The organism is Arthrobacter sp. CAU 1506, assembly GCF_005047635.1.
GTDB lineage: Bacteria > Actinomycetota > Actinomycetes > Actinomycetales > Micrococcaceae > Crystallibacter.
In genome coordinates, this window is the sequence record NZ_SUKC01000001.1 from 302,408 (window position 1) to 324,307 (window position 21,900).

General features: G+C 64.8%; 15 protein-coding genes and 1 tRNA gene. 5 read left to right on the forward strand and 11 right to left on the reverse strand.

From position 1 onward, the window contains the following. Positions 1–621: 621 nt before the first annotated feature. From E4J89_RS01300 to E4J89_RS01315, 4 genes are all read right to left on the reverse strand, one after another. Positions 622–3,294, reverse strand: a complete 2,673-nt coding sequence (locus E4J89_RS01300) for a LuxR C-terminal-related transcriptional regulator (protein WP_136784284.1) — start codon at positions 3,292–3,294, stop codon at positions 622–624. Next, on the reverse strand, positions 3,291–5,936 hold the full coding sequence (locus tag E4J89_RS01305) for a LuxR C-terminal-related transcriptional regulator (protein ID WP_136784285.1): 2,646 nt from the start codon (positions 5,934–5,936) through the stop codon (positions 3,291–3,293). Before E4J89_RS01305 ends, E4J89_RS01300 begins: the two co-directional genes overlap by 4 nt. Positions 5,937–6,402: 466 nt before the next feature. Further along, the gene (gene pth, locus E4J89_RS01310; protein ID WP_136784551.1) at positions 6,403–6,975 is read right to left on the reverse strand and encodes an aminoacyl-tRNA hydrolase; all 573 of its coding nucleotides are present in this window, start codon (positions 6,973–6,975) and stop codon (positions 6,403–6,405) included. A 134-nt stretch (positions 6,976–7,109) separates the two neighbouring features. Next, positions 7,110–7,712, reverse strand: coding sequence for a 50S ribosomal protein L25/general stress protein Ctc (locus E4J89_RS01315; protein ID WP_136784286.1), 603 nt, complete (start codon positions 7,710–7,712; stop codon positions 7,110–7,112). Between the two features lie 310 nt (positions 7,713–8,022). Between E4J89_RS01315 and E4J89_RS01320 the strand changes: the two genes are divergently transcribed. From E4J89_RS01320 to E4J89_RS01335, 4 genes are read left to right on the forward strand one after another with little or no spacing between them, the layout of a single operon-like run. Further along, positions 8,023–9,186 (forward strand): glycosyltransferase, encoded by a 1,164-nt coding sequence (locus E4J89_RS01320; protein ID WP_136784287.1) that lies wholly within the window; start codon positions 8,023–8,025, stop codon positions 9,184–9,186. Beyond that, entirely contained in the window at positions 9,183–10,139 is a 957-nt protein-coding gene (locus E4J89_RS01325; RefSeq protein WP_169303883.1) for a glycosyltransferase family 1 protein, read from the forward strand. The genes E4J89_RS01320 and E4J89_RS01325 overlap by 4 nt, the downstream gene beginning before the upstream one ends. After that, entirely contained in the window at positions 10,129–11,019 is an 891-nt protein-coding gene (locus E4J89_RS01330; RefSeq protein WP_169303884.1) for a glycosyltransferase family 2 protein, read from the forward strand. Before E4J89_RS01325 ends, E4J89_RS01330 begins: the two co-directional genes overlap by 11 nt. A 19-nt stretch (positions 11,020–11,038) precedes the next feature. Next, on the forward strand, positions 11,039–12,181 hold the full coding sequence (locus tag E4J89_RS01335) for a glycosyltransferase (protein WP_169303885.1): 1,143 nt from the start codon (positions 11,039–11,041) through the stop codon (positions 12,179–12,181). Here E4J89_RS01335 and E4J89_RS01340 read toward each other — a convergent pair. Continuing rightward, entirely contained in the window at positions 12,093–13,310 is a 1,218-nt protein-coding gene (locus tag E4J89_RS01340; protein WP_136784291.1) for a hypothetical protein, read from the reverse strand. The genes E4J89_RS01335 and E4J89_RS01340 overlap by 89 nt on opposite strands. A gap of 288 nt (positions 13,311–13,598) precedes the next feature. Here E4J89_RS01340 and E4J89_RS01345 point away from each other — a divergent pair, with 288 nt between their 5' ends. Continuing rightward, positions 13,599–15,092 (forward strand): polysaccharide biosynthesis tyrosine autokinase, encoded by a 1,494-nt coding sequence (locus tag E4J89_RS01345; protein WP_136784292.1) that lies wholly within the window; start codon positions 13,599–13,601, stop codon positions 15,090–15,092. Between the two features lie 95 nt (positions 15,093–15,187). Here E4J89_RS01345 and E4J89_RS01350 read toward each other — a convergent pair whose 3' ends face one another. From E4J89_RS01350 to E4J89_RS01375, 6 genes are all read right to left on the reverse strand, one after another. Further along, positions 15,188–16,558 (reverse strand): oligosaccharide flippase family protein, encoded by a 1,371-nt coding sequence (locus E4J89_RS01350; RefSeq protein WP_136784293.1) that lies wholly within the window; start codon positions 16,556–16,558, stop codon positions 15,188–15,190. Further along, positions 16,525–17,334, reverse strand: a complete 810-nt coding sequence (locus tag E4J89_RS01355; RefSeq protein ID WP_136784294.1) for a glycosyltransferase family 2 protein — start codon at positions 17,332–17,334, stop codon at positions 16,525–16,527. Before E4J89_RS01355 ends, E4J89_RS01350 begins: the two co-directional genes overlap by 34 nt. Beyond that, positions 17,334–18,701: a sugar transferase gene (locus E4J89_RS01360; protein WP_169303886.1), complete on the reverse strand. Its 1,368-nt coding sequence runs from the start codon at positions 18,699–18,701 to the stop codon at positions 17,334–17,336. The genes E4J89_RS01355 and E4J89_RS01360 overlap by 1 nt, the downstream gene beginning before the upstream one ends. A gap of 471 nt (positions 18,702–19,172) precedes the next feature. Next, positions 19,173–20,153 carry a ribose-phosphate diphosphokinase gene (locus E4J89_RS01365; RefSeq protein ID WP_136784296.1) on the reverse strand — a complete coding sequence of 327 codons (981 nt, stop codon included), beginning with the start codon at positions 20,151–20,153 and terminating at the stop codon, positions 19,173–19,175. After that, positions 20,150–21,688 carry a bifunctional UDP-N-acetylglucosamine diphosphorylase/glucosamine-1-phosphate N-acetyltransferase GlmU gene (gene glmU / locus E4J89_RS01370; protein WP_136784297.1) on the reverse strand — a complete coding sequence of 513 codons (1,539 nt, stop codon included), beginning with the start codon at positions 21,686–21,688 and terminating at the stop codon, positions 20,150–20,152. Before glmU ends, E4J89_RS01365 begins: the two co-directional genes overlap by 4 nt. Positions 21,689–21,741: 53 nt before the next feature. Further along, positions 21,742–21,813 (reverse strand) — tRNA-Gln (locus tag E4J89_RS01375). Positions 21,814–21,900: the final 87 nt, after the last annotated feature.

Consider the following 21,900-nt stretch of genomic DNA (forward strand, 5'->3'; position numbering starts at 1 on the left):
ACCGCAGCCCTTGTCTGCGGTCGCGGGACGACGGTGCGAAAGCCTAATTCGCGGGTCAAGGTCATAGGACTATGCACAGCAATTCTCCCTCAGCCTGAGCGTCGAGAACTGGAACCGGGGCGGCCTCCCGGTCTGGACGTGTAAGGAGCCGGCGGCGGCTGGGGGCAGGGCTTTGAATTCAAGCCCATGCGCCGCCGGCTCCGTATTGGGGGCCCTGGCTCGGCTCGGCTGCGTTATGGCAGCGGCAGGCAGGGCGATCTGCGTGCTCCCGGCGGGTATCCCCCCACCGGCCGGCAGAACACGCGAGATTAAGGATGGGAGAGCGGCCGGGCCGCACTTTTCCCCCGAAAAGACCATCGATCATTTCAAAACCCCAACTACCCCCAGCTAAACCCCCACAAACAGGAAAACCGTTTGAGAAGTTCTTCGTGTCCAGAAGCCTACGGATCCGGTCATGGGCTCTCACGAGTACTCACCACTGGGTTTTATCTGAAGTCTTTGGGCCATCCGGGGGCTCCCACTCAGTACCGGCGGACGGGTACTCGGAAGTACGATTCACCAAAAATGCCCAGCGGCCTGTCAGGGGCAACCCAAGCGCGGGCAGCGCTCGTGGCGGTACGTCTATTTGCCGATCAGTTTGGGAAGATCTTCCCGTCGGCTGATACCCAGCTTCGAAAACATCCGGTAAAGATGGCCTTCCACCGTGCGTGTGGACACGGAGAGCTCATTGGCGATTTCCCTGTTCGAAGCACCGCGCCGCACCAGTGCAGCTATCGCCGACTCCCTGCGGGTTAGCTGCGGCAGTGCTCCTGCCGCCAGGGCCGGTACGGGCTTGGGAACCTCCGACAGCTGCTCTCTGGCGGCAATGATGTCCCGGCGCACCTTGGCGAGCTGAGGATGGCGGGGCAGCTCCTGCGCGTACGCTAGGGCGCTGTCCAAACAGGCGGCAGCAATCAGCGTATAGCCGCCTTCGGTGGCCTCGGCTGCAGCGGAGACCATGGCTTCAACGTCTCCTTCGACGTAGGCCTTCGCCATGCGGACCAGAATCCTGCGGTCCGCCCCCTCCCCCTGATCCGGGGTCTCCGCAAGGCGGAGCAGCAGGTCGACGCGTCCTAAATGAAGGCCCAGCTCCAGAGCTTGTGTTTCGACGGCGACCAGCCCGAGGGAGGCTAACTGGTCCGCCAGTTTCATCAGCTCCGCGGAGTTTTCGTCCATGGCTGCCCGCGCCGCCACAACGTAACAGCGGCCGAGCATCAACGTGGGGGCATGACCGGTGGCACGCCCCGCCTCGAATTCGTCGCTGTAGCGTTCAGCCAGTTCTCTTTCGCCGCAGACAGCCGCGGCGTATGCGCCCAATCCCAGGGCCAGTGGCAACAGCTGTTCCATGTCATGTTGGTGCAGTGCTTCGATGCTCATGCCGATCTGCGGCAACGCCAGGTCAAACCGGCCTTGCCGGCACAGCACCCTTGCCTGGGCCAGACCGACTGTGCCGCCGAAGTAAGTCGATGCCCGCGGTTCGGTGAACGGGTACAAGGCAAGGACAGCTTCAATCTGTTCCCATCTGCCCCCGAGGATCAGCAGTTCCAGGTGCCGGCGAACTACCAGCCCGGCGTGAACCGCCGTGGCGTGGCCGCCGGCGCCCATCAGGTGCATGGCTTCAGCGCTGGCCCGGAGCCCTGATTCAGTTTTTCCGGAGAACGCCAGGGCCTCGCCCAACAGGGCCAGCGCCAGCATTCTGTTGACCGGTGTACTCGCGTCCTGCTGGGCCATGGCAGTCAATCCGGGCAGCGAACGTGAGTACAGGCCCTCACAGTTCAGCGCGTAATACTCCAGCAACTGATTGCTCTCCCGGGCGATCTTCAACTGCTCAGGGCATGTATCGCTGTCAGGCTGCTGCGCTATGCGTTCAATCGCTGCGCGCCATTCTTCGGCGTATTTCCCCACCCGTGATCCGGGTTTTTTGGCCGCCAAAACATATCTGGCCGACATCCACGCCGCAGCTTCAGCCGCTTGCAGACTCGTTGCAGCAGCTATGAGGCCGCTGAGAAGGTCCTCCGCATCTTCGAGCTCATTTCGGAGCATCCGTGCGCGGGCAAGTTCAACTGTTGCCTCTACAGCCAGCTCTGGGTCCGTGATCTTTGTGGCAGTCCGAATGGCAAAGTCCGGATCGAAGAACTGGTTGGCCTCGGCTGCAGCACGCAGGAGGCCGCTGGAGGACACGGGGCTACCGCAGTCAAGCGCCCACTCGACCCAGCGGAGTGTATGTGCCGCGGGTTCATCCTCCGGATTGAAAACCTGGGTCAGCGCATTCCTCAGGCCCATCCGGCGTCCCATAGGTACGGTTTCGCGGATGACGGCGCCGACGAGGGGCTGCGTTAGCCGAGTGAGGCCCGTCGGCGAGCCTTCATGCGTAATGAGTCCGTCGTTTTCCAGGGCGTCCACGGCCGATGGGTTGCCCAGGTCCAGCAGCGCCGAAAGCGGCACCGGTTCGCCCAGTCCAATAGTTTCCAGCAGCATCCGCTCTGATGCGGAACGGCTGGACAGTTGGGCCTGCACCAGGTCACCAATCAGGCGGCCGGGCTTGGGCGGTTCTCCCGACAGCATCCAGAACCCTTTGCGCTGCACCACGTGGCCGACGCTTCGGCTACGGTCAATGAGCAGTTTCATGAGCAAAGGATTGCCCCCGGCCGCGGCGTGGAAATATCGGCTCGCGGATGGCAGGACATCGCCTCCCAGGTGGGAAGCGCACAGACCGTGTGCCTCTGCAGCCGTCAGAGGCGCCAGATCGATCCGACGCAGCAGCCCATCCTTGCCCAACGCGAGCAGGTCATGCGGCAACTCTGTTATCGACCGGGTGAGCACCACAAGCCGCACTTCTTCGGCAGCTGTCAGCTGGGCCAGAAGCAACGCGGAGTCCGTGTCGAGATGCTGGGCATCGTCAACAACAACCACTGGCCGGACCCCAGCGCCCGTTTGAAATATCTCCAAAAACTCCCGAAATCCGCGCAGGACGGCGAGCGCGGAGAGTGCATCCGCAAAGGTCCCGAGGGATAGATGCGGCGCCATCGCACCGAACGGGACGGCGCTGAGAACCGGAGACCCTTGGATCCAGATGGCCAGTGTTCCACCCGCTGGGTCCTTGAGAACGTGGCGGACGAGCGCGGACTTTCCCATCCCGGCCTCGGCCACGAGCACTGCACCATTCACCAGATCCGATTCCAGACTCGACGTGAGACCTTGGCGGAAAAAGGCGCGGCCGACGAAGGAAGCGTTTCCCGCGCCGAAGGGGCTCACTTGCAGGACACCTCGAGGACATCTGAGAGCTCCGCCCTGCCACTGACATGCAGCTTCGCGTAAATCTGGTACAAGTGGCTCTCAATGGTCCGGACGGACACGACGAGTTCGTCCGCGATCTGTCGGTTCGTCAAGCCGCCGACGGCGCGCAAAGCGATATCCGTTTCCTTTGCGGTGAGCGGGATGTGTGATTCACTCTGCACTCCGACCGGTCCCAACAATGCCCGATACTGCTGGGTGCGTGCCCTCGCCGCTGCGGTCCTTGGCCCATCGTTGGCGACCTGAGCCAACGAGACCGCAGCCGATGCTGCGTCCAGGGCAAACAGATCATGTCCGATAAGGTGGGCGCGCTCGGCGGCCAACAACAGCTGATCAGGGTCCCCGCCCGCCAATCCTTTTCCATAGTGCTCGCAGATCCTGGCGAATGCACCTTGGACAATCGAGGCCTTGGTGGCTAGTTCTTCCGCGGCCTCAGATTCTCCAAGGCGCACCGCGCCACTGATGGCAAACAGTTCGGCGGTCAGCGCCCCTCGTAAGCGGTGCTGTTCGGCCTGTTCGAGCAGTTTGGCGGCGGCCACATCTTTGGACGTGAAGGAAGCAGTCGCCATCTCCAGGAAGTAGTCCCTGTCGCAGTCGAAGATCCAGGCAGCTCTGCTGTGAACGCTGCGGCTTTCCTGGGCCATGCGATGATACTGCCGGCCTTCTTCCACATCGCCGCAAAGGCAGCTTGCATAAGCGGCCGCAGCCGAGGCGATCCCGATGAGACCGTCAGGATCAAACTGCCGCAACTGGCTGGTCAGTGGTCGGAGCGTCTTCAAGGCCTGGGCTGCACGGCCGCAATGGACCTGCATGACGCCCGCTGCCACGCTGGGAATTGCGCTGGGAATGCGCCCCTGTGCGGCCTCAGGAGACTGCTCGACCCCGGAAACGGTGTCGGGCACCTGCCATTCCCGGGCAGTAAGGCGGACTACGGACAGGCCCCGGGCGGCTGATTCCAGTACCTCGGCGGGGTGTCCCTCCCGCTTGTGCCGCTCCAGAAGCGTCTGGGCGAGCTGCAACGCTTCCTCGTTCCTGCCCGCCACAGCCATGGCTTCGGCAAGGAGACAGTCCGCACGGAGAGAATCTTCTCCACCGTTGCTTGGCAGGTCCTTCCGAGCCTGCTCCAACCCCGGAATGGATGAGGCATGCTGGCCTTCACGCGCGAACAACTCGGCTTCGGCCAGCTCGATCCGAAGGCGCAGCTCCGCCTTGTCGGCGTCCTCTGGGACATTTCCTATCCGGTCCTTGGCTGCAGCGATCGTCCGATGGGCGGATTCGTGGTCGCCGCCGTGTTCGGCCAGTTCCGCCGTGACAAGGTCCAGTTCCAGCTGTGCGCTGGGGTCGAGCTGCATGGCGCCCAGCGATTCAAGCAACTGCCGGGCTTTGTTTTCCTGTCCGGAACCGACCAGGGCAACTAGCTGGACCAGGGTTACTTCCGGATCGCGGTTTTCGTTTCCCAGCGAGTCAAGAATCCGCAAGCACGTCTCGAAATCCCCTGCTCGGTTCGCCAATCGGGCGCTCTCCAAGGCCAGTCCACGGTCTGCGTCTCTCCGGCATTCAAGCCGCCACAGGGTGTGCGCGAGCCGACCGTTGGGGGTTAAGCCCGTGTCATCGGTGAGTCCTTCGAGCCGCTCCAGCAGTCTGTTGGCCCGGCCGGGAGGCACGTTGTCCCGGATGACCTCGCTCAAGAACCGACTGCCCACGGCCAGCACCGGCCCGTTGACCAACCTGATACTGACCAGACGCCGGGCCTCCAGTTGGTCCACGTCGTCCCGGCCTGCCAGCGCGGTCGCCACCCACAGCGGCAGTTCCCCTGCCAGCGCGCACATTTCCAAGAGGGAACGCTGGGCCGCGGTGAGATGTCCGAGACCCAGATCCACGACTTCGGCGATGCGTCCGCCGTGTTCGATCAGGTCATCGCGGCAAACCCAAACGCCCTCGCGTTGCAGCAGATGGCCGGCGTCGCGTTGTTCCTCTGCCAGCGCCTGAAGAAGCATTGGATTGCCGCTTGACGCTCCCCAGAGCTGCATGGTGACCGTCTCTGAGATGGGGCCGCTGAGGGCTTCGGCGAGCATCTCCCGGCATTCCTCGGGCGACAGCCCTTCCAGATCAAACCGCTCCAGTGCGCCGTCAGTCCACATGCGCATCAGCTCAGGGGCGTGGGTCAGATCCCGGACTGCGGCCACCGGAGTCACGATGCCGGCTGCGGTCAACTGTGCGACGGTCAGGGCGGAGTGGCTGTCCAGAAATTCCGCGCTGTCCAGGAACAAGATCACGGGCCGGCCTGCCGCCTTGGTTCGGATCGCATCCGCGATGCCACTGAGGATCCGCAAAGGATGGCTCAGTTCCTCTTGATGCCGGCTGAGGATGACGTTGAATGCCCCGTAGGACGTGCCTTCGAGTGAAGCAGAACCGCGCAGATGTACTACGTGCGCTTGGCCTCCTACACGTCGCAGGACGTGCTGGATCAGGGCCGTCTTTCCCACTCCAACTTCGCCGACAACCACAACCCCTCGCCGGCCAGGACCGGACAGCAGCGATTCAAGAGCCTCGACCTGAGCTGTGCGGCCGGAGAAAGGCCACAACAAAGTTGGCTGGGTCATACCGGTCCCCCCAAGAAACCGTTATTACTGAATTCGGACCCCCAAGTCCGGATTCAATACCTAAATTTCAGCCGCAGGCCCCCCGCTCGATGAGCCTTCCTGCTGGCTGAAGCTCAGCGTACCTGCAAATCGCGATTCCCAACAGGGCCATTTTTCAGGGCGACCTCGGTACATTGGGGAAACGAAGCCGGTCGGCGGGGCGCATGCGTGCACGGATTCACGTCCCGGCAGTTGCCCGCAAGACGCCCGGAACTCGTCTTCGTTGCCGGCGTTCCTTCGGCCAGCCACCGAAACGGTGTCGCTGGCCGGACGTGGGCATTGGAAAGGGGCCGACGATGGGATGGGGGTGGCCCAGTCTCGTAAGCCGCCCATCGTCGACCCCCGCTTGTGGAGCCAAATATGGCTAAGTCGATTCTAGGCAACCGCGCCCGGACTGGCCAATCGACGGTTTTGTGACGCTAGAGGTTCACTGTTGCTTCGCCGTGCCGTGGAATTTCTGTTGCGCCGCCAGCAGTCCCTCGCGCACCAGAATTTCGGCTGCGTCGGCGGCGTCGTCCACGAGGAACGGGAGATCCTTCTTTTCCGTCGTGGAAAAATCGCGCAGCACATGGTCCGCTGTGTCCATGCGTCCAGGCGGGCGGCCCACACCGATGCGGACTCTGTAATAGTCCTTGGTACCCAGCGCCTTGGACATGTCGCGCAGGCCGTTGTGCCCGCCTTCTCCCCCGCCGATCTTGAGCTTAATCGTGTTGAACGGAATGTCGATCTCGTCGTGCAGCGCAACCACATGGTCTGGTGCGATCGAAAAAAATTTGCACAGCGCCGCCGTCGGACCTCCTGAAAGGTTCATAAACGTGAGCGGCTTTGCCAGCACCACCCGTGGCCCTCCGATGCCCAGACGGCCTTCCACGACCTGCGCGTGGGTTTTGTGCGACTTGAACGAACCGCCGATACGGCGGGACAGCTCGTCGAGGGCCATCTGGCCGACGTTATGGCGATTGCCGCTGTATCCCGGGCCGGGGTTGCCCAAGCCAATCATCAGCCAGGTGTCGCTGCTCACGGGACAGGTGCTCCTTGGATGGTAGATGCAGGGGACCCAGGATCATCCTAGGGATAGACCAAAGCCCCCGGCGAATGCGTCAGGCAGTCGCCGGGGGCTTCGACGGGGAGTTGCTACTCGGCCGGGGTTTCGGCGGACGGAGCGGCTTCGGCTGCCGCGGCCTCAGGCTCAGGCTCTGCCACTGCAGGTGCGGAAACGGTAGCGATGACGGTGTCTTCCGGAATCAGCAGGCTGACACCGGAAGGCAACTCAATGTCGGTGGCGTGGACATGCTCGCCGATCTCGCGTCCCTCCACGTTGATGGTGAGGGTCTCCGGCAGAGCGGTCGCATCGGCTTCAACCAGAACGGTGAACTCTTCCAGATCGAAGACGGCGCCGGCGGCAACTTCGCCGGCAACGTGGATGTTGACGTCGACGTGCACCTTCTCGCCCTTGCGCACGGTCAGCAGGTCAACGTGCTCGATGATCTGGGCGATCGGGTCGCGCTGGACGTCCTTGGCCAGGGCCAGGTGCTCTGCTCCGTCGACGTCCAGGGTCAGGAGGGCGTTGGCGGTACGCAGCGCCAGCGTGGTGGCCCTCTGCGGCAGCAGAACGTGCAGCGGCTCTGCGCCGTGGCCGTAAATCACGGCGGGGATCTGTGCATTGCGGCGGGCGCGTCGTGCGGCACCCTTACCGAATTCGTTGCGGACTTCAGCGGCGAGCTTCTGCTCGGACATGGTGTTTCTCCTTGTGCTGGATGGTTCAGGGCGGGTGTCTAGAAACCGTCCCGCCGCACCGAATACCAGCGCAGAGAAGCGAAGCTGCTAGCCACCGTCGATAACGGAGAGCCGGTTTCGCTCTCCCTCGCCTAGGCAATGGCCCTACTTTACCAGTGCTGCGGCAGCAGCGGAAAACTGCGGGGTCGGCGGAACTGAGCCAGCAGCCGATCAAGCGTTAGTGGAGCCCAAGGTTATGACCCCAAGGTTTTCCCATCCGGTCGGACCTAGCCTCCTGTCATTCGAACGGGCGGGACGGAGGATCATCATCATGGTCGGGGCATTGGTTCATGAATGGATCGCGCCGCTGGGCGGCTCCGAAAACGTCCTGGCAGCGCTGAGCCGGTTGTACCCGACGGCCCACCTGCATTGCCTGTGGAACGATGCCCCCGATCGATTCCTGCCGGAGACGGTGAACGAGAGCTGGCTGGCCCGCACGCCCTTGCGCAGGCACAAGCTGGCGGCGCTTCCCCTGATGCCCCTCGTCTGGCGCTACCGGCGTGCCCCCGCACGCTATTCCTGGATACTGACCAGCTCCCATCTGTTCGCCCACCATGTCCAGTTCCCCCACTGCACCCGGGATACCCCCAAGCTCTCCTATGTGCATTCCCCCGCCCGCTACCTGTGGACGCCCGAATTCGACCCCCGCGGAAGCCATCCGCTGGCTCGCGCAGCCGCGGCCGCGCTCAAACCACTGGATGCCTCCCGTGCCCAAGAGAGTTCCGCGGTGGCCGCCAACAGCAGCTTTGTCCGGGCACGGATCCGGCGGTACTGGGGACGAGACGCCGAGGTCATCCACCCTCCCGTCGGTGTCCACCGGATCGCTTCAGTTGGCGACTGGTCGTCGCTGTTATCGGAGCAGGAGTCCGCCGCCTTGGCGGCGCTACCGGCAGACTTTGTCCTGGGCGCTTCCCGGCTGGTCCCCTATAAGCGGTTGGACAAGGTCATCGAAACCGGCCGTCTGCTGCAGTTGCCCGTGGTCATCGCCGGGATGGGTCCGCTGGCCCAGCAACTCACGGCAGCAGGCCGATCCGCCGGCGTGCCCGTTCACTTGACCGGCAGGATTTCGGACGCTTTGCTATTCGCCCTCTACCAGCGATGCCGGCTGTTCGTCTTTCCTGCGGTTGAAGACTTCGGGATCATGCCAGTGGAGGCGATGGCCGCCGGGGCTCCCGTGTTGGCCAATATTCTCGGCGGGGCGGCAGAAACCGTAGTCCATGGCGTCACCGGCGGCTTGGCCGATTTCGACGACGAGGACTCACTCCGCGCGGGGATCGCCGCCGCGCTCACGTGTGGCGCCATTGCCGCCCGCCAGCGTGCGATGGACTTCGGCGAGGACATTTTCCAACAGCGGATGGGGGCTTGGGTCAGCCGCCACACCGGCGAGGCAGCCCCGTTGCTGACGGCGGCAGCTGGCCCGGGAGCCCAACGGTGATCACCATCGACACCCGGTTTTCGGGACACCATGGCATAGCCCGCTACGCCCGAGAGGTCACGGGCCGGCTCAGCGGGCTCGAATGGTCAGGATTGAGCAGCGGCCGCAATCCGTCGTCTCCTGCCGGGCTGCTGGACGGGTTCCGGCTGGGCCGCAGCACCCGCCTGTTCTATTCGCCCGGCTTCAACCCGCTTGCCAGCGCGGTCCCGCAGTTGCTGACCCTGCACGACTTGATCCATTTGCGGCCAGGCCTGCCCAATCGCTCCCGACGTCTGGCTTACTACGAAGCATTGATCCGTCCAGTCATCAGGCGGCTCGGGCGGGTCCTCACGGTTTCGGAAACCTCCGCCGAAGAAATCCGCCGATGGGTCCGTGACGACACGGTCGAAGTCATCAATGCGGGAAACGGCTGCTCCAGTGAGTTCACACCGGGTGCTGCTGCGTCCAGGCCGAGGCGACCCTACTTCCTCTATGTTGGGGCGCTTCGGCCGCACAAGAACGTTCCGACCATGCTGACGGCACTCGCCGGGTTGCCGGAGGCAAGGTTGATCGTGGTTTCCCCCGACCACACACGCTTCAGTACAGCGCTCGCACGGCACGGACTCAGCCAACGGGCCGAAGTGCTCTCCGGGCTGGACGACCGCAGGCTGGCGTCCCTCTACCGGGGCGCGGCCACCACCGTGCTGCCCTCCACGGCGGAGGGCTTTGGGCTGCCGGCAGTGGAATCGCTGAGCTGCGGCACGCCCGTGGTCTACTGGCAGGGCTGCAAAAGCGTTCGCGAAATCTGCGCCGGCTATGGCACCGCCGTTGAATCGGCCACGGACGTCGGGCAGTGGCGCGTGGCGCTCCGCGATGCCTTGGAGCAGCCTCAGCCGGTTAGTGGCTTCGACACCGGACGCTTTTGTTGGAACAGGGTTGCTGACCGGGTAGGGGGTGTTCTGCGTGGGCTCTGACCTGCTCGCCGTCACCGCCGTCGTGCTCAATTGGAAGGATCCGGTGGGCACCAGCCGGTGCGTCGAATCGCTGCTGACCCCGGGAGGACCGGGCCAGGTGATCGTCGTGGACAACGAATCAAGCGGTTCGCTGCGCCAGTTTGCTGCGGCACATACCGGACGGGTTCAGCTGATCGAGTCCCGAAAAAACCTGGGGTTCGCCGCCGGCGTGAATTTGGGAATCAATTCCCGCAGCCCAGGCACCAGATATCTGCTGCTGATGAACAACGACGCCGAGCTGGCGCCTGGGTGCCTGGACCTCCTGATCCGCCATGCCGTCCGCCGCCCCGAGGCCGGTATCATCGCCCCGGTGATCCGCTTCCCGGATGGCAGGCTCCAATCTGCCGGGCACCGCTTCCGGCCAACCACCGGGTCCGTGCTGCCGCTGGCGGCCGGCAGCATCGCCGACTTCGCCACTTTCGCCTGCGTTCTGTTGCCCATCGATGTTCTCCACCGGGTAGGAACGCTCGATGAAGGCTTCTTTATGTACTGGGAAGACGTCGAATACTGCCTGCGCTGCCGCCGCTTCGGGCTGGAGACACACATTGTGCCCGACGCGACAGTGCTGCATCGGCTGTCCGCCTCGCATGGACGCGCGGGAGGATGGATTGATGCGTACTCGATGATGGGACTGGCGGTGCTGGCTCGGCGGCTTGGCGGGACGGCCTACTGTGGGCTGGCTTGGCGCGCCATGCTCCGCCTGGGTGTGCGCGTCCTGCGCGGTGAGTGGGCAGCGTCCCGCTGGGTGATGCGGGGCCTCAAGCTGGGGCTGGCAGCTGGCTCCGGCAGCGGGCATGCCGCCGTTGATGAGCTGCGTTCAGCGGTGGCGGCGCGGAGCTAAGACCAAGAAAGGGGCATTCGTGGGCGAGGTCGTGGTGTGGAAGAGTTGCTGGCTCCCCGGTTCGGAGACCTTCATTCGCCACCAGATGGATGCCCTGGTCAATTGGACCCCGACGCCGCTGGGGCTTCGGCGGCAGCCAAGCCCGTTGGCCCGCGAATCCGATATCTTGCTGGGGCGCCCGGGTCTGCGTGGCGGCCTGGAAGAACGCCTTCTGACCTTCTGTGGCTGGCATCCGCGGCTCGCAGCCTACCTGAAATCCCTGCAGCCGGACCTCATCCACATCCATTTCGCCTCCGAGGCGCGGGGCGTGGACCTGATCGCGCGGAGGCTGGGCATTCCGTATGTGGTGACCGTTCATGGCAACGACGTGACCGAGGCGCCGCGCCGGCCGGGATTCATGGGGTACCTATACCGGCGCTCGGTTGCGCGGGTGCTCCGCGGCGCCGCCCATGTCATTGCCGTTTCGGATTTCACCAAGGCGCAAGCAGTCGCGTTGGGGGCGAGCGAACCGAATTGCAGCGTGGCGCATGTGGGTATTCCGGTGCCGGACCGGGTGGACCGCACCCCCGGGTACGATGTTGTCTTCGTTGGCCGCCTGGTGCCGGTGAAAGGCGTGGACCATCTGCTGCGTGCGGTCGCTTCAGCAGAACGGAACGGCAACAGGAAAATCCGCGTCGGCATCGCCGGGGACGGACCAGAGCGTGACAAACTGGTCCTTCTTGCCCAACGGCTTGGTATTCAAGCGGACTTCCTGGGCATGCTGGACGGGCCTGGTATCCACACCCTGCTCGCCGGTGCGAAAGTCTTCGTTGGGCCCTCGGTGACTACTTCCACACACCAGACTGAAGGATTCGGATTGGTGTTTCTGGAAGCGGCCGCGCACGGTCTTCCGGTGGCCTCCTACCAAAGCGGAGGCATACCGGAGGCAGTCCAAGACGGAACAACCGGCCTGCTGGCACCGGAGGGCGACATGGAGCAACTCGCGGCCAACATCACCGCTCTGCTTGAAGACGCAGATTTACGGGACCGAATGGGACTGGCTGGCAGGGAGCGGGTGATCAGGGACTTCGACATCATGAGGACGACGGCGCGTCTTGAATCGATCTATGCGTCAGCATCCGATGGAGCTCTCCCCGGTCTCGCGACGCAGCCTCCGCGGTGACTGCGCCGACCAATACCCACATCAGCAGAAAGCTCGCCTTTCCGAACAAGGCCGAGTTCACGAACACAGCGGCGCAGAACTCGTAGATCCAGAAAGCCAACAGCCCTGCTGCTGCGAAGTGCCCGGTTGCCTTGATCAGCCGCACCAGCGCCAAAGCCACCGCGGCCGCCAGCACAGCAAACGCGGCGAACAGCAGCAGACCCCCCTCGGCCAGTACTTGCCAGGCAGCGCCATCAAGAATCACCACCGAGCTTCGTGCGTTGATCGAATCGGCCCTCTGAGAGTGGATGCCCTCCCCCACCAGGGGACTCTGGGAAAGAATCCGCCAGGCGACATCGATGAAATCGTTGTGGATCGCCGTCGAGGCCTGCACGGAGGGGTTTCGATTGAGGAAGAGGTCCCCAATCAGGAAGGTTGAGGCGACCCGGTCAAACGCCCCCGCGGCTCCCAGTGCCAGACCGGCGAGCGCCGCCGAGGCAGGCAGCAGGCCGAAAAGCCCCCAGGCAGCTCCACGGTTCATCCGGCGTAGCCGAACGCCCCACCGTAGCAGCGCAGGAATGAGCAGCACGGCGCAAATGGCCACGGCTCCTACGATGGCGATCCGGGAAAAGGTGGTCAGAACCGCCGCGAACAGCACGCACACGGCGGCAAGCCGTCGCCAGCTAAACCCGACAGCCAACTGGGCGGCCCACAGCGCAAGGAAAAGCACCAGCACGTTGGCGTAGACAATGGTGTTGCCGAGCAACCCGTTGGACCGGATAATATCCGTCCCCCAATAGCCAAAGAGGTCTGCGTCTGCCGGATGCAGCAGCCACACCGGCAGCACGCCGCGGAAAACGAACTGGCAGATACCGAACAACGCGCTGGCGAAGGCCGACCACATCGCCACCCGGACCAGCATCCGTCGATCGCTGCTTCGGGGCACCGCAATGGCTACCGCGACCCCCGCCACGATGTAGAGCACTTGGCTCCGCAGGTCGAGCAGCTTCGCAGGGAATGCCTCCGGCCCGTGCGGCAGCAGAGCCAAGTAGGTGGCAAGGAGGAGCCCGAATGCAGGCAGCCACGCCGGGACGACGACCCTGCCACGGCAGCGAATGGTTTCTGCCACGGCCGCCAACGCCATCATCATGACCAGTGCGTCAATGACCAGGCTGCCCGGCGCTATCCCGGCCGGTGCTGGCAACAAGTTGATGATCCCGCTCATGAACACAGCGGCAATGAGTCCGGCCGCCAACAGCGGTGCAGCAGCCGGCGCCTGCCGAACGGCTGGCCGAGCGTCCCCCACGCGCATCCCCATCCGCTCAATGTAGGTGACTTTCAGGGCTTCCGACAGCCGTTCGTCAGAAAATCCCAAGGCTGGCGGGTCGTGGCTGGACTAGACTGCGAGGCATCGCGTCGACTTGGGGGAGAGACGGAAATGAACGATGCATCATCCGGTGCGAAGCGCGGTCCGGTGGAGATTCGCGACTACGGACGCCTGCTCGCAACTTACTGGATCATCGTGGTGGCCTGTCTTGCGCTTGGCTTGGGCACCGCCCTGGCATGGACTCAAGTCCAACGCCCGCTGTATGCCACGCAGGCCAGCGGATACATCGTTGTGACACCGGGACCGGACGTGGCCTCATTGCAGTCGGCGGAAAGTGTGGCACAGTCCAAAACCGCTGGCTATCTCTTCATCGCCGAATCCCTTCCCGTCGCGGAGCGCGTCCGTACCGAACTGGGTCTATCCGTTCCGGCCGCGCAACTGCTGGAGCAAATCAGCGTCGACAATCCCACGGGAACGACGATCCTGCGCATCACGGCGGAGGCGGCCAAGGCTGAAGACGCAGTCACCCTGGCTGACGCCTGGCTTGCGGCCTTGGCGAGGCAAATCCGCCAGATTGAAGGGCACTCCGGCGGTGCCGACGAACTCATCAGGCTGGATCCCCTCGGTACGGCGTCCCTGCCCCTTCGACCCGTGTTCCCGAATCCCGTCTTGGCGCTAGGACTCGGCGGACTGGGCGGCCTGGTCGTCGGCCTGGCCATCGCCGTCGTGCGCTCTGCGAGCGACCGCCGGGTTCGCAGCGCAGAGACAGTAGAAGCAATGTTCCAGTTGCCGGTGCTCGGCGTCCTGCCGCGGGAACGGAACCGCCGGCATGTCCGCGGGAGAACCGGCGTCGAGTTGCCGTGGCCCCGTTCCGAGGCGATGCAGGATGCTCTGCGGTCATTGTGGACCGGCGTGCGCTTTACCGACGTCGGCAGGCCGCTGCGCTCCATCGTTATTACCAGTCCGATGCCGCGGTCGGGGCGCTCTTTCCTCACCGCGCAACTGGCCGTCACTATTGCGGCATCCGGTCAGCCGGTGATCGTGGTCGACGCCCAGTTACATGCACGCTCCATCTCCGATATTTTTGGCGTCCGAGAGGGCCCAGGCTTCGGCGAATTACTGGCCGGCACCTGCCGACCGGAGGACGTCCTGCAAACCTGGGCACGCCGCAGCAATTTGCAGGTGATCGCGGCAGGCAGCAGCATGGGCGAACCTGATGAGCTGCTCGGCACGCCCGCCGCCGGAGTCCTGCTCGCCCAGCTGGCCCAGCGAGCTATTGTGCTGGTGGACGCGCCACCGCTTCGGTCCGCGCCGGAGGTGGCGGTTCTGACCAAGATGGCCGACGGGGCGCTGGTGGTGGTTCGGGAGGATACCCAGGACGACGAACTGGGTGACGCCGTGCGCTCCCTGGCGCGGGCTGGCGCGTCCATATTGGGTGTGGTGATGAACCGCCTGCCCTCCCGCAGTGCCCGCGAGCGCCGCGATCACCGGGAACGTGCCGTTCATGCCGCGCACCACGGGGTTCCCTCGTCGCCGCTGGTTACCGGGATAGCGGCTTCCAACCCGGCCGAAATCCATAGCCCCGCCGTGGCGCTGGAGCGTTGATTCGGCTTCACCTTCGACGTTCTCCGCAGGCATGGGCCTGCGCATGCTTCGTCTGGTTTCTGTCCGGCTCCCCTGCAGGAGAGCCGTTGCGGTGCCTACGGTACCCTCGTGGTCCGATCCGCCCGGGCCCGAACCGAGAGCCGGCCGGTCGCCGTTCTCAGCCCCTGTCCCAGCGCCCAGAGGTCTGAACGGCGCGGACGCAGCAGCAGCCCCGGTGGTATGGCGAAGCAACGCCACAGCCACAAGACGTTCAGCCCGCCGGCGAGGACGTTGCCAGCCAAGGCCGCAATGGCCGCCCCCATGGCACCCCATGGTCCGGCCAGCAACATCAGCAGCAGCACGTTGGCCAGCAAGGCGGCCCCCAAAGACCAGCTGCGCAGCCCCGGTCGGCCCCGCGCGCCAAGCCCGGCGCCGGCCACGGAACCCGGGTTGCCGAGCACCGTCCCGGCCAGCAGCACGCACAGGACCGGCACAGCCGGCAGGAAGTCAGTCCCGAAAAACTGCGGCACAGCCCAGGCTGACAACGCGATCAGGCCGGCGGCAACCAGGACGGTGATTAAGGTGGAGATCCGTGCTGCCGCCCCCAGGCGATGCTCGTCCTGGTCAGCCGATTCAGCACTGAAAATGACGTCCTTCACCGCCGCATTGAACACCAAGGAGACCTCGGCTATCGTCGCGGCAACGGCGTAGATGCCCAGCTCCGCGACGCCCGCCAACGGGGCAAGCAGCAGTTGGTCTGCCCGCATCAACAGAATCCCGGTCAAAGCTCCTGGCCACAGAACCATTCCGTACCTGAACAGCCCGCTGTCGCTCACCGGGCCGTCCGGACGGCAGCCCGGGAGTTGCCGGACCAGGGCGGGCAGCCGGATATAGACGGCTGCACCAATGAAATAGCTCACCGCGATGGCGGCCACCGCAGACTCGGGGGTCAGACTCCCGGACAGCGCCAACAGGGCAACGGCGGCCAGCCGGACCAGGGCGGCGAGGATGCGGTCCGCGCTGATCAGCCCCCACGCTTGACAGCCGGCGGCCGCGCCCCGCAAACCCCCTACCAAAAGGGCTGGTGTCAGGGCCAGAATTGCCAGCCGGATCAGGCCGACAACCCGATCGTCCCCTCCGGACAAGAGCGGGGCGGCCGCCATGAGCACTGCCGTGCCGACGATGCCCGCCAGCAGAAGTAATGCCCCGGAGCGGGCCAGGAGGCCTCCTACATAGTCCCGGCCCCGCGCCACAAAGTAGGTCAGTGCTTCGGGCAGTCCGAAAGCAGCGGCAATGGTGGCCACCAGCAACACGGCGTTGGCCGCTGCCAGTTCTCCACGTCCCGTGACGCCCAGGGACTGGGCCAGCAGTGGGGCGATGACCAGGCCCGCCAGCGGGGGCACCAGATTGCCGAAGGTGGTGAGCGCCACGTAACGGCCCAGGTGCGCGGATGTCATGGTGCCGTCCGGCCGGAACCAAAGAGCCACGGCGGCATCGCACCTGCGAGCCGGCCCCTGGCGATCCGGTACAAATGCCGCAGTAGAGCGTACGGGTGTGCAGCCAGCAGGGGCCAATGCTTGCGGACTATACGTTCCAAGGCGGCGTAGTACGCTGGGTCGTCTTCGCTGATACTGTCCGGCTGCCGGTAGACGTTGACCAGCACCTTCGGAACCAGCACCACCTGCTGCCTCCGCTGCCGCAGCATTCCCAGCCACAGGTCCCAGTCCTGGAGCCTGCGCAACACAGGATCGAACCCGGCGCTGGCAGCCAACAGCGCCTTGTCGACCAACACCGTCTGGGTCGAGATGTGGTTTTCACGCAGCAGTTGACGACGGTGCCCCCCGGGAGGATCCACGCCGTCGGGTACCAGCCGGCAAGGCCTGCCCGGCTCGTGCACGGCCTGCCGGCAAAATACCAGCGCCGGTCCCCCAGCGGCTTGCCGCGCCGTCAGTTGCGCCTGCAACTTGCCCGGCAACCACTCGTCGTCGCTGTCTTGGAAAGCAACCAGTGTTCCTTCCGCCAACTCGATGCCCCGGTTGCGCGCGGCGTTGGCCCCGGCGTGCGGCTGCCGGATATACCGGATCCTGGAGTCCTGTGCGGCGATTTGGCCGACCACACGGGCTGTCTCGTCCGTGGAGCCGTCATCGATCACCAGTACCTCCAGCACCGGCGGGGACTGCTCGAGGACGCTCCGCACCGCCCGCTCCACAGTGGCGGCGCGGTTGAATACCGGGATGACAACGCTGACTCCTGGCGCTGCCATCAATAGGCCCCAGCTCCGCGGAGCACAGCCCGAACCGTCCGGAGGACGATGGCCACGTCACCGGCGAGCGACCAATTCTCCGCGTAATACAGGTCCAACCGGACGCTTTCGTCCAGGTCCAGGTCACTGCGCCCGCTGACCTGCCATAGCCCGGTGATGCCGGGCTTGACCAGTAGCCGCCGACGCATGGCCGCATCGTAAAGCTCCACTTCTTCTGCCACCTGAGGGCGGGGGCCTACCAGCGACATGTCGCCGCGGAGAACGTTGATGAGCTGCGGCAGTTCGTCAATGGAGTACTTGCGGATGAAGGCCCCGACCCGGGTGACCCGGGGATCCCGCTTCGTCTTATAGAACGCCCTCATTCCGCCGCCGAGGACTTTGAGCAGTTGTTGCTCGGCATCGACGGTCATGGAGCGGAATTTGAGGATCCGGAACGCTTTGCCGCCCAGCCCGATCCGTTCTTGGACGAACAGGACCGGTCCGGGGCTGTCCAGCCTGACAGCGGCCGCCACCACCAACAGCAGCGGCAAGGCGAGCATCAGTCCAGCACCTGCCGCAACCACGTCGAAGGCCCGCTTGAGGACGTACTTTGCACCGTCAAAATGCGGCAACTCAATCCGCATCAGGGGCAGCCCCTCGACCGGACGCCAGTTGATCCTGGGTCCGGAGATGTCCCCCACGCTGCTGGCCACCACCAAGACTGTGCCCGTCTCCCCCAGCGCCCAGCCCAGCTCGCGGAGCTCGGTCCGGTCCAACTCGGATCCCGCGATCACCACGGCATCAATCTCCAAGCGCCTGACGGCTTCATGCACATCGTCCGGGGTTGCCACGACCGGAATGGTCAAGACGCTGCCGGGCTCGTCGTCCGCCGGGCTGGTCTCGCCAACCGCGGCGCCGACGATGCGGTAGCCACAACCAGGCGTCTTGAGCATCCGGCGGCCGACAAACTCCACATCGGCGGCGGGTCCGACCAGCAGCGCCCGCTCGCACAGCGCGCCGGCGGCCCGCTTGTTCGCAAGCCAGCGCCGCCAGCAGTGTCGGGTCAGCAACAGCGCGGCTACCCCAGTCGGAAGCGCCGTGACCAACAGGCCTCGTGCCACGTCGATTTTCAGCAGCATGGCACAGATGGCGAATAGCCCAAAGGCCGCAAACGTCGCATTGATGACGCGCCGGTACTCATCGGTCCCTGAGCCCAGGATCGGAATCGCGCGGCTTTGGCCGACGGACATCGCTGCCAGCCAGACGGCGCACAGCGTCCCCGCGAGAAGCCAGGAGGACCCTGTCATCTGAAGCCGCTCCAGGCTCCTTCCGGCCCACAGACTCTGGGCGAAGACGACGGAACCGACGATCACGACCGTGTCCGACACCAGTAGGCCAATCGGCAGGAAACGCCTCCAGCCGCGTTGGGTTGAACGGCTGACGCGTGGGAATGAGTGCGGCTCGGAGGAGCCGCGGAACCGCCCTTTGCCTGCGTAGCCTAGCGGCATGCGACTTACCACAGTCATGCTGCGGCCCCCCTCCGGTGATGCTGACGTCCTAGGAATATCACCCGATTCTTGGGCAAACCTTGAACGTTGCAGCAGGCGGTCCGGCGCAGCGGGACTGTAGCGAACACTCGGCTGGGTATGTGCTCCGCACGGGTTGACGGGGAGGGGGGTCAGCTCCGGTTCATACGGTGGATTGACCAGCGGCGGCCACAGAACTTAGGCGTGAAACGGGGACATGGCAAAGGGGCCGACGATGGCACGGGCTGGCCCGAATTTCTTCAGGCTTCCCATCGTCGGCCCCTCGCAGGGAGCCGTGACGGCCGAGGCAAACTCAGCCGGCAACGTCCTTTATCAGGCCTTACCGTCGAACAAACTGGTCACCGAGCCGTCTTCGAAGACCTCCCGGACCGCACGGGCGATCAGCGGGGCGATCGACAGCACGGTCAGTTCCTTGAAGTTCTTCTCCGGCGGGATCGGCAAGGTGTTGGTCACCACCACTTCTCGGGCTCCGCTTTCGGAGAGCCTGCGGGCAGCCGGATCCGAGAACACTGCGTGCGTGGCCGCGATAATTACGTCCTTGGCGCCGGCGTTCTTCAGGACCTGGACGGCACCGGAAATGGTTCCACCGGTGTCGATCATGTCATCGATCAGCACGCAGGTGCGGCCTTCAACCAGGCCCACGACCTGCTTGGATACCGCCTGGTTGGGCACGTTGACGTCGCGGGATTTATGCACGAAGGCGAGCGGGGCACCGCCAAGGCGCTCGGCCCACTGCTCGGCGACGCGGACGCGGCCCGTGTCCGGGGAAACCACCGTGACGTTGTCCAGATCCACCCGGGTGCGGACGTAGTCGGCAAGCAGCGGAATGGCCATCAGGTGGTCGACCGGTCCGTTGAAGAATCCCTGGATCTGCGCGGTGTGCAGGTCTACGGAGATCAACCGGTCCGCGCCGGCAGTCTTGTACATATCCGCCACCAGGCGGGCCGAGATGGGCTCGCGGCCGCGGTGCTTCTTGTCCTGCCGGGCATACGGGTAGAACGGCGCCACGACCGTAATCCGCTTGGCCGAGGCGCGCTTGAGGGTGTCCACCATGATCAGGTGCTCCATCAGCCACTCGTTGATCGGGGCCGGGTGCGCCTGCAGGACGAAGGCGTCGGTGCCGCGGACGCTTTCCTCGAACCGCACGTAGATCTCGCCGTTCGCGAAGTCGTAGGCGGACGTCGGCAGCAGTTCGATGTCCAGTTCTTTGGCGATCTGCTGCGCCAGTTCAGGATGTGCGCGTCCAGAAGCCAGTACCAGCCTCTTTTCGCCCTGTGCCTTGATTCCGCTCATGAAGGATCACTTTCTACAGTTGGAGATTGATCGGAGGAGGTTCGAGAGGCAGCCTCCGCGGAGGAGCTGCCGGGGCGGTTCTTCTGGACCCACCCTTCCAGGTTCCGCTGTGGCGCAACGTTGACGGCAAGCGCACCGGCCGGGACATCCTTGCGGATCACGGCACCGGCACCCGAATAGGCGCCGTCACCAACCTGCACGGGGGCGACGAAGACCGTGTTGGAGCCGGTGCGCACGTTGGCGCCGATGACGGTGCGGTGCTTCTTTTCGCCGTCGTAATTGGCAGTGATGTTGCCGCAGCCGATGTTCGCGTTCTCGCCGATTTCAGCATCCCCGGCGTAGCCAAGATGGGACAGTTTGGCGCCCTTGCCGATGGTCACATTCTTGGTTTCGTAGAATGCGCCGATCTTGCCCTTCTCACCCAGCACGGTTCCGGGGCGCAGGTAGGTAAAGGGGCCCACCGTGGCACCGGGTCCGATCTCTGAGTCGGAACCGTGTGTCCTGACCACGGATGCCCCCTCGCCAACCGTCACGTTCTTCAGCGTCGTGTCCGGCCCCACCACCGCGTCCGAGGCAACATGCGTTGTCCCGTGCAGTTGCGTCCCGGGCAGGAGCGTCACGTCGGTTCCGAACGTCACGGTCGAATCAATCCAGGTGGACGCGGGATCCACGATGCTGACGCCGGAGCGCATGGCAGCATCCAGAATCCGCCGATTGTGCTCCGCTCCAAGGGCGGCCAACTGAACTCGGTCATTGGCGCCCTCCACCTGCCACCGGTCGGAGGTAACGACGGCGGCCACGCGCCCGCCGTCGGCCCGCGCCAGCGACAGCACGTCGGTGAGGTACTTCTCGCCCTGGGCGTTGTCGGTGGTGATTTGGGCCAGCGCACCGCGAAGCACCGTGGCGTCGAAGGCATAAATGCCGGAATTGACTTCGCGGATGGCGCGCTGTTCCTCGGTCGCGTCCTTGTGCTCAACGATCCCCTGCACGCTGCCGTCGGCGGCCCGGATGATGCGGCCGTACCCGCCCGCGTCGTCGAGGACCGCGGTCAGCACGGTGACGGCGTTGCCGCTGGAGGCATGCTCGGCCACCAGGTCGTGGAGCAATTCGCTGGTCAGGAGCGGCACATCCCCGTAGGTGACCACCACGGTTCCGTTCAGCCCTGCCGGGAGCGCCTCGAGTGCCACCTCCACGGCCCGACCGGTGCCGGGGATCTCGTCCTGATCGACAACCAGGACGTCAGGGTCATGTGCGGAAATGTGCTCAGCCACACGGTCCCGCTCATGGCGTACGACGGCGGCCAGCACCTCGGGTGCCAGACCGCGGGCTGCGGCGAGGGCGTGGCCCACCATGGAAATGCCGCCGATCTCATGCAGGATCTTCGGCTTCTTGGACTTCATCCGGGTGCCTGCCCCCGCGGCCAGAACAATGACCGCTGCCGGCGATAAAGCTGATGTGACGTTTTTTTCAGGGACGTCCTGGGGGCTCACTAAGTGGCACTCCTCGCTGCGCTGATTCCGGTGTAGCCGGAGCATTGGGGTTAACGGCATCCTACCCGCCACACCGCATCTTCACCGGCCGGTGATCGTTCCGCCCATAGGATTCGAACCTATACTCCGCAGCTCCAAAGGCTGGGGTGCTGCCATTACACCAGGGCGGAATGTGCCGCAGCAGGATTACCTGCTCGGCACAAGTGTCCATTTTGCCACGGTTTCCGACCCCAATGCGACTTGGCGTCCGGCTGGTG

Coding starts and splice junctions, on each gene's coding strand:
- E4J89_RS01305 (WP_136784285.1), bottom strand. CDS start 5,936: ATGACCCAGCCAACTTTGTTGTGGCCTTTCTCCGGCCGCACAGCTCAG.
- pth (WP_136784551.1), bottom strand. CDS start 6,975: ATGATTGGCTTGGGCAACCCCGGCCCGGGATACAGCGGCAATCGCCAT.
- E4J89_RS01315 (WP_136784286.1), bottom strand. CDS start 7,712: ATGTCCGAGCAGAAGCTCGCCGCTGAAGTCCGCAACGAATTCGGTAAG.
- E4J89_RS01320 (WP_136784287.1), top strand. CDS start 8,023: ATGGTCGGGGCATTGGTTCATGAATGGATCGCGCCGCTGGGCGGCTCC.
- E4J89_RS01340 (WP_136784291.1), bottom strand. CDS start 13,310: ATGATGATGGCGTTGGCGGCCGTGGCAGAAACCATTCGCTGCCGTGGC.
- E4J89_RS01345 (WP_136784292.1), top strand. CDS start 13,599: ATGAACGATGCATCATCCGGTGCGAAGCGCGGTCCGGTGGAGATTCGC.
- E4J89_RS01355 (WP_136784294.1), bottom strand. CDS start 17,334: ATGGCAGCGCCAGGAGTCAGCGTTGTCATCCCGGTATTCAACCGCGCC.
- E4J89_RS01365 (WP_136784296.1), bottom strand. CDS start 20,153: ATGAGCGGAATCAAGGCACAGGGCGAAAAGAGGCTGGTACTGGCTTCT.
- glmU (WP_136784297.1), bottom strand. CDS start 21,688: ATGCTCCGGCTACACCGGAATCAGCGCAGCGAGGAGTGCCACTTAGTG.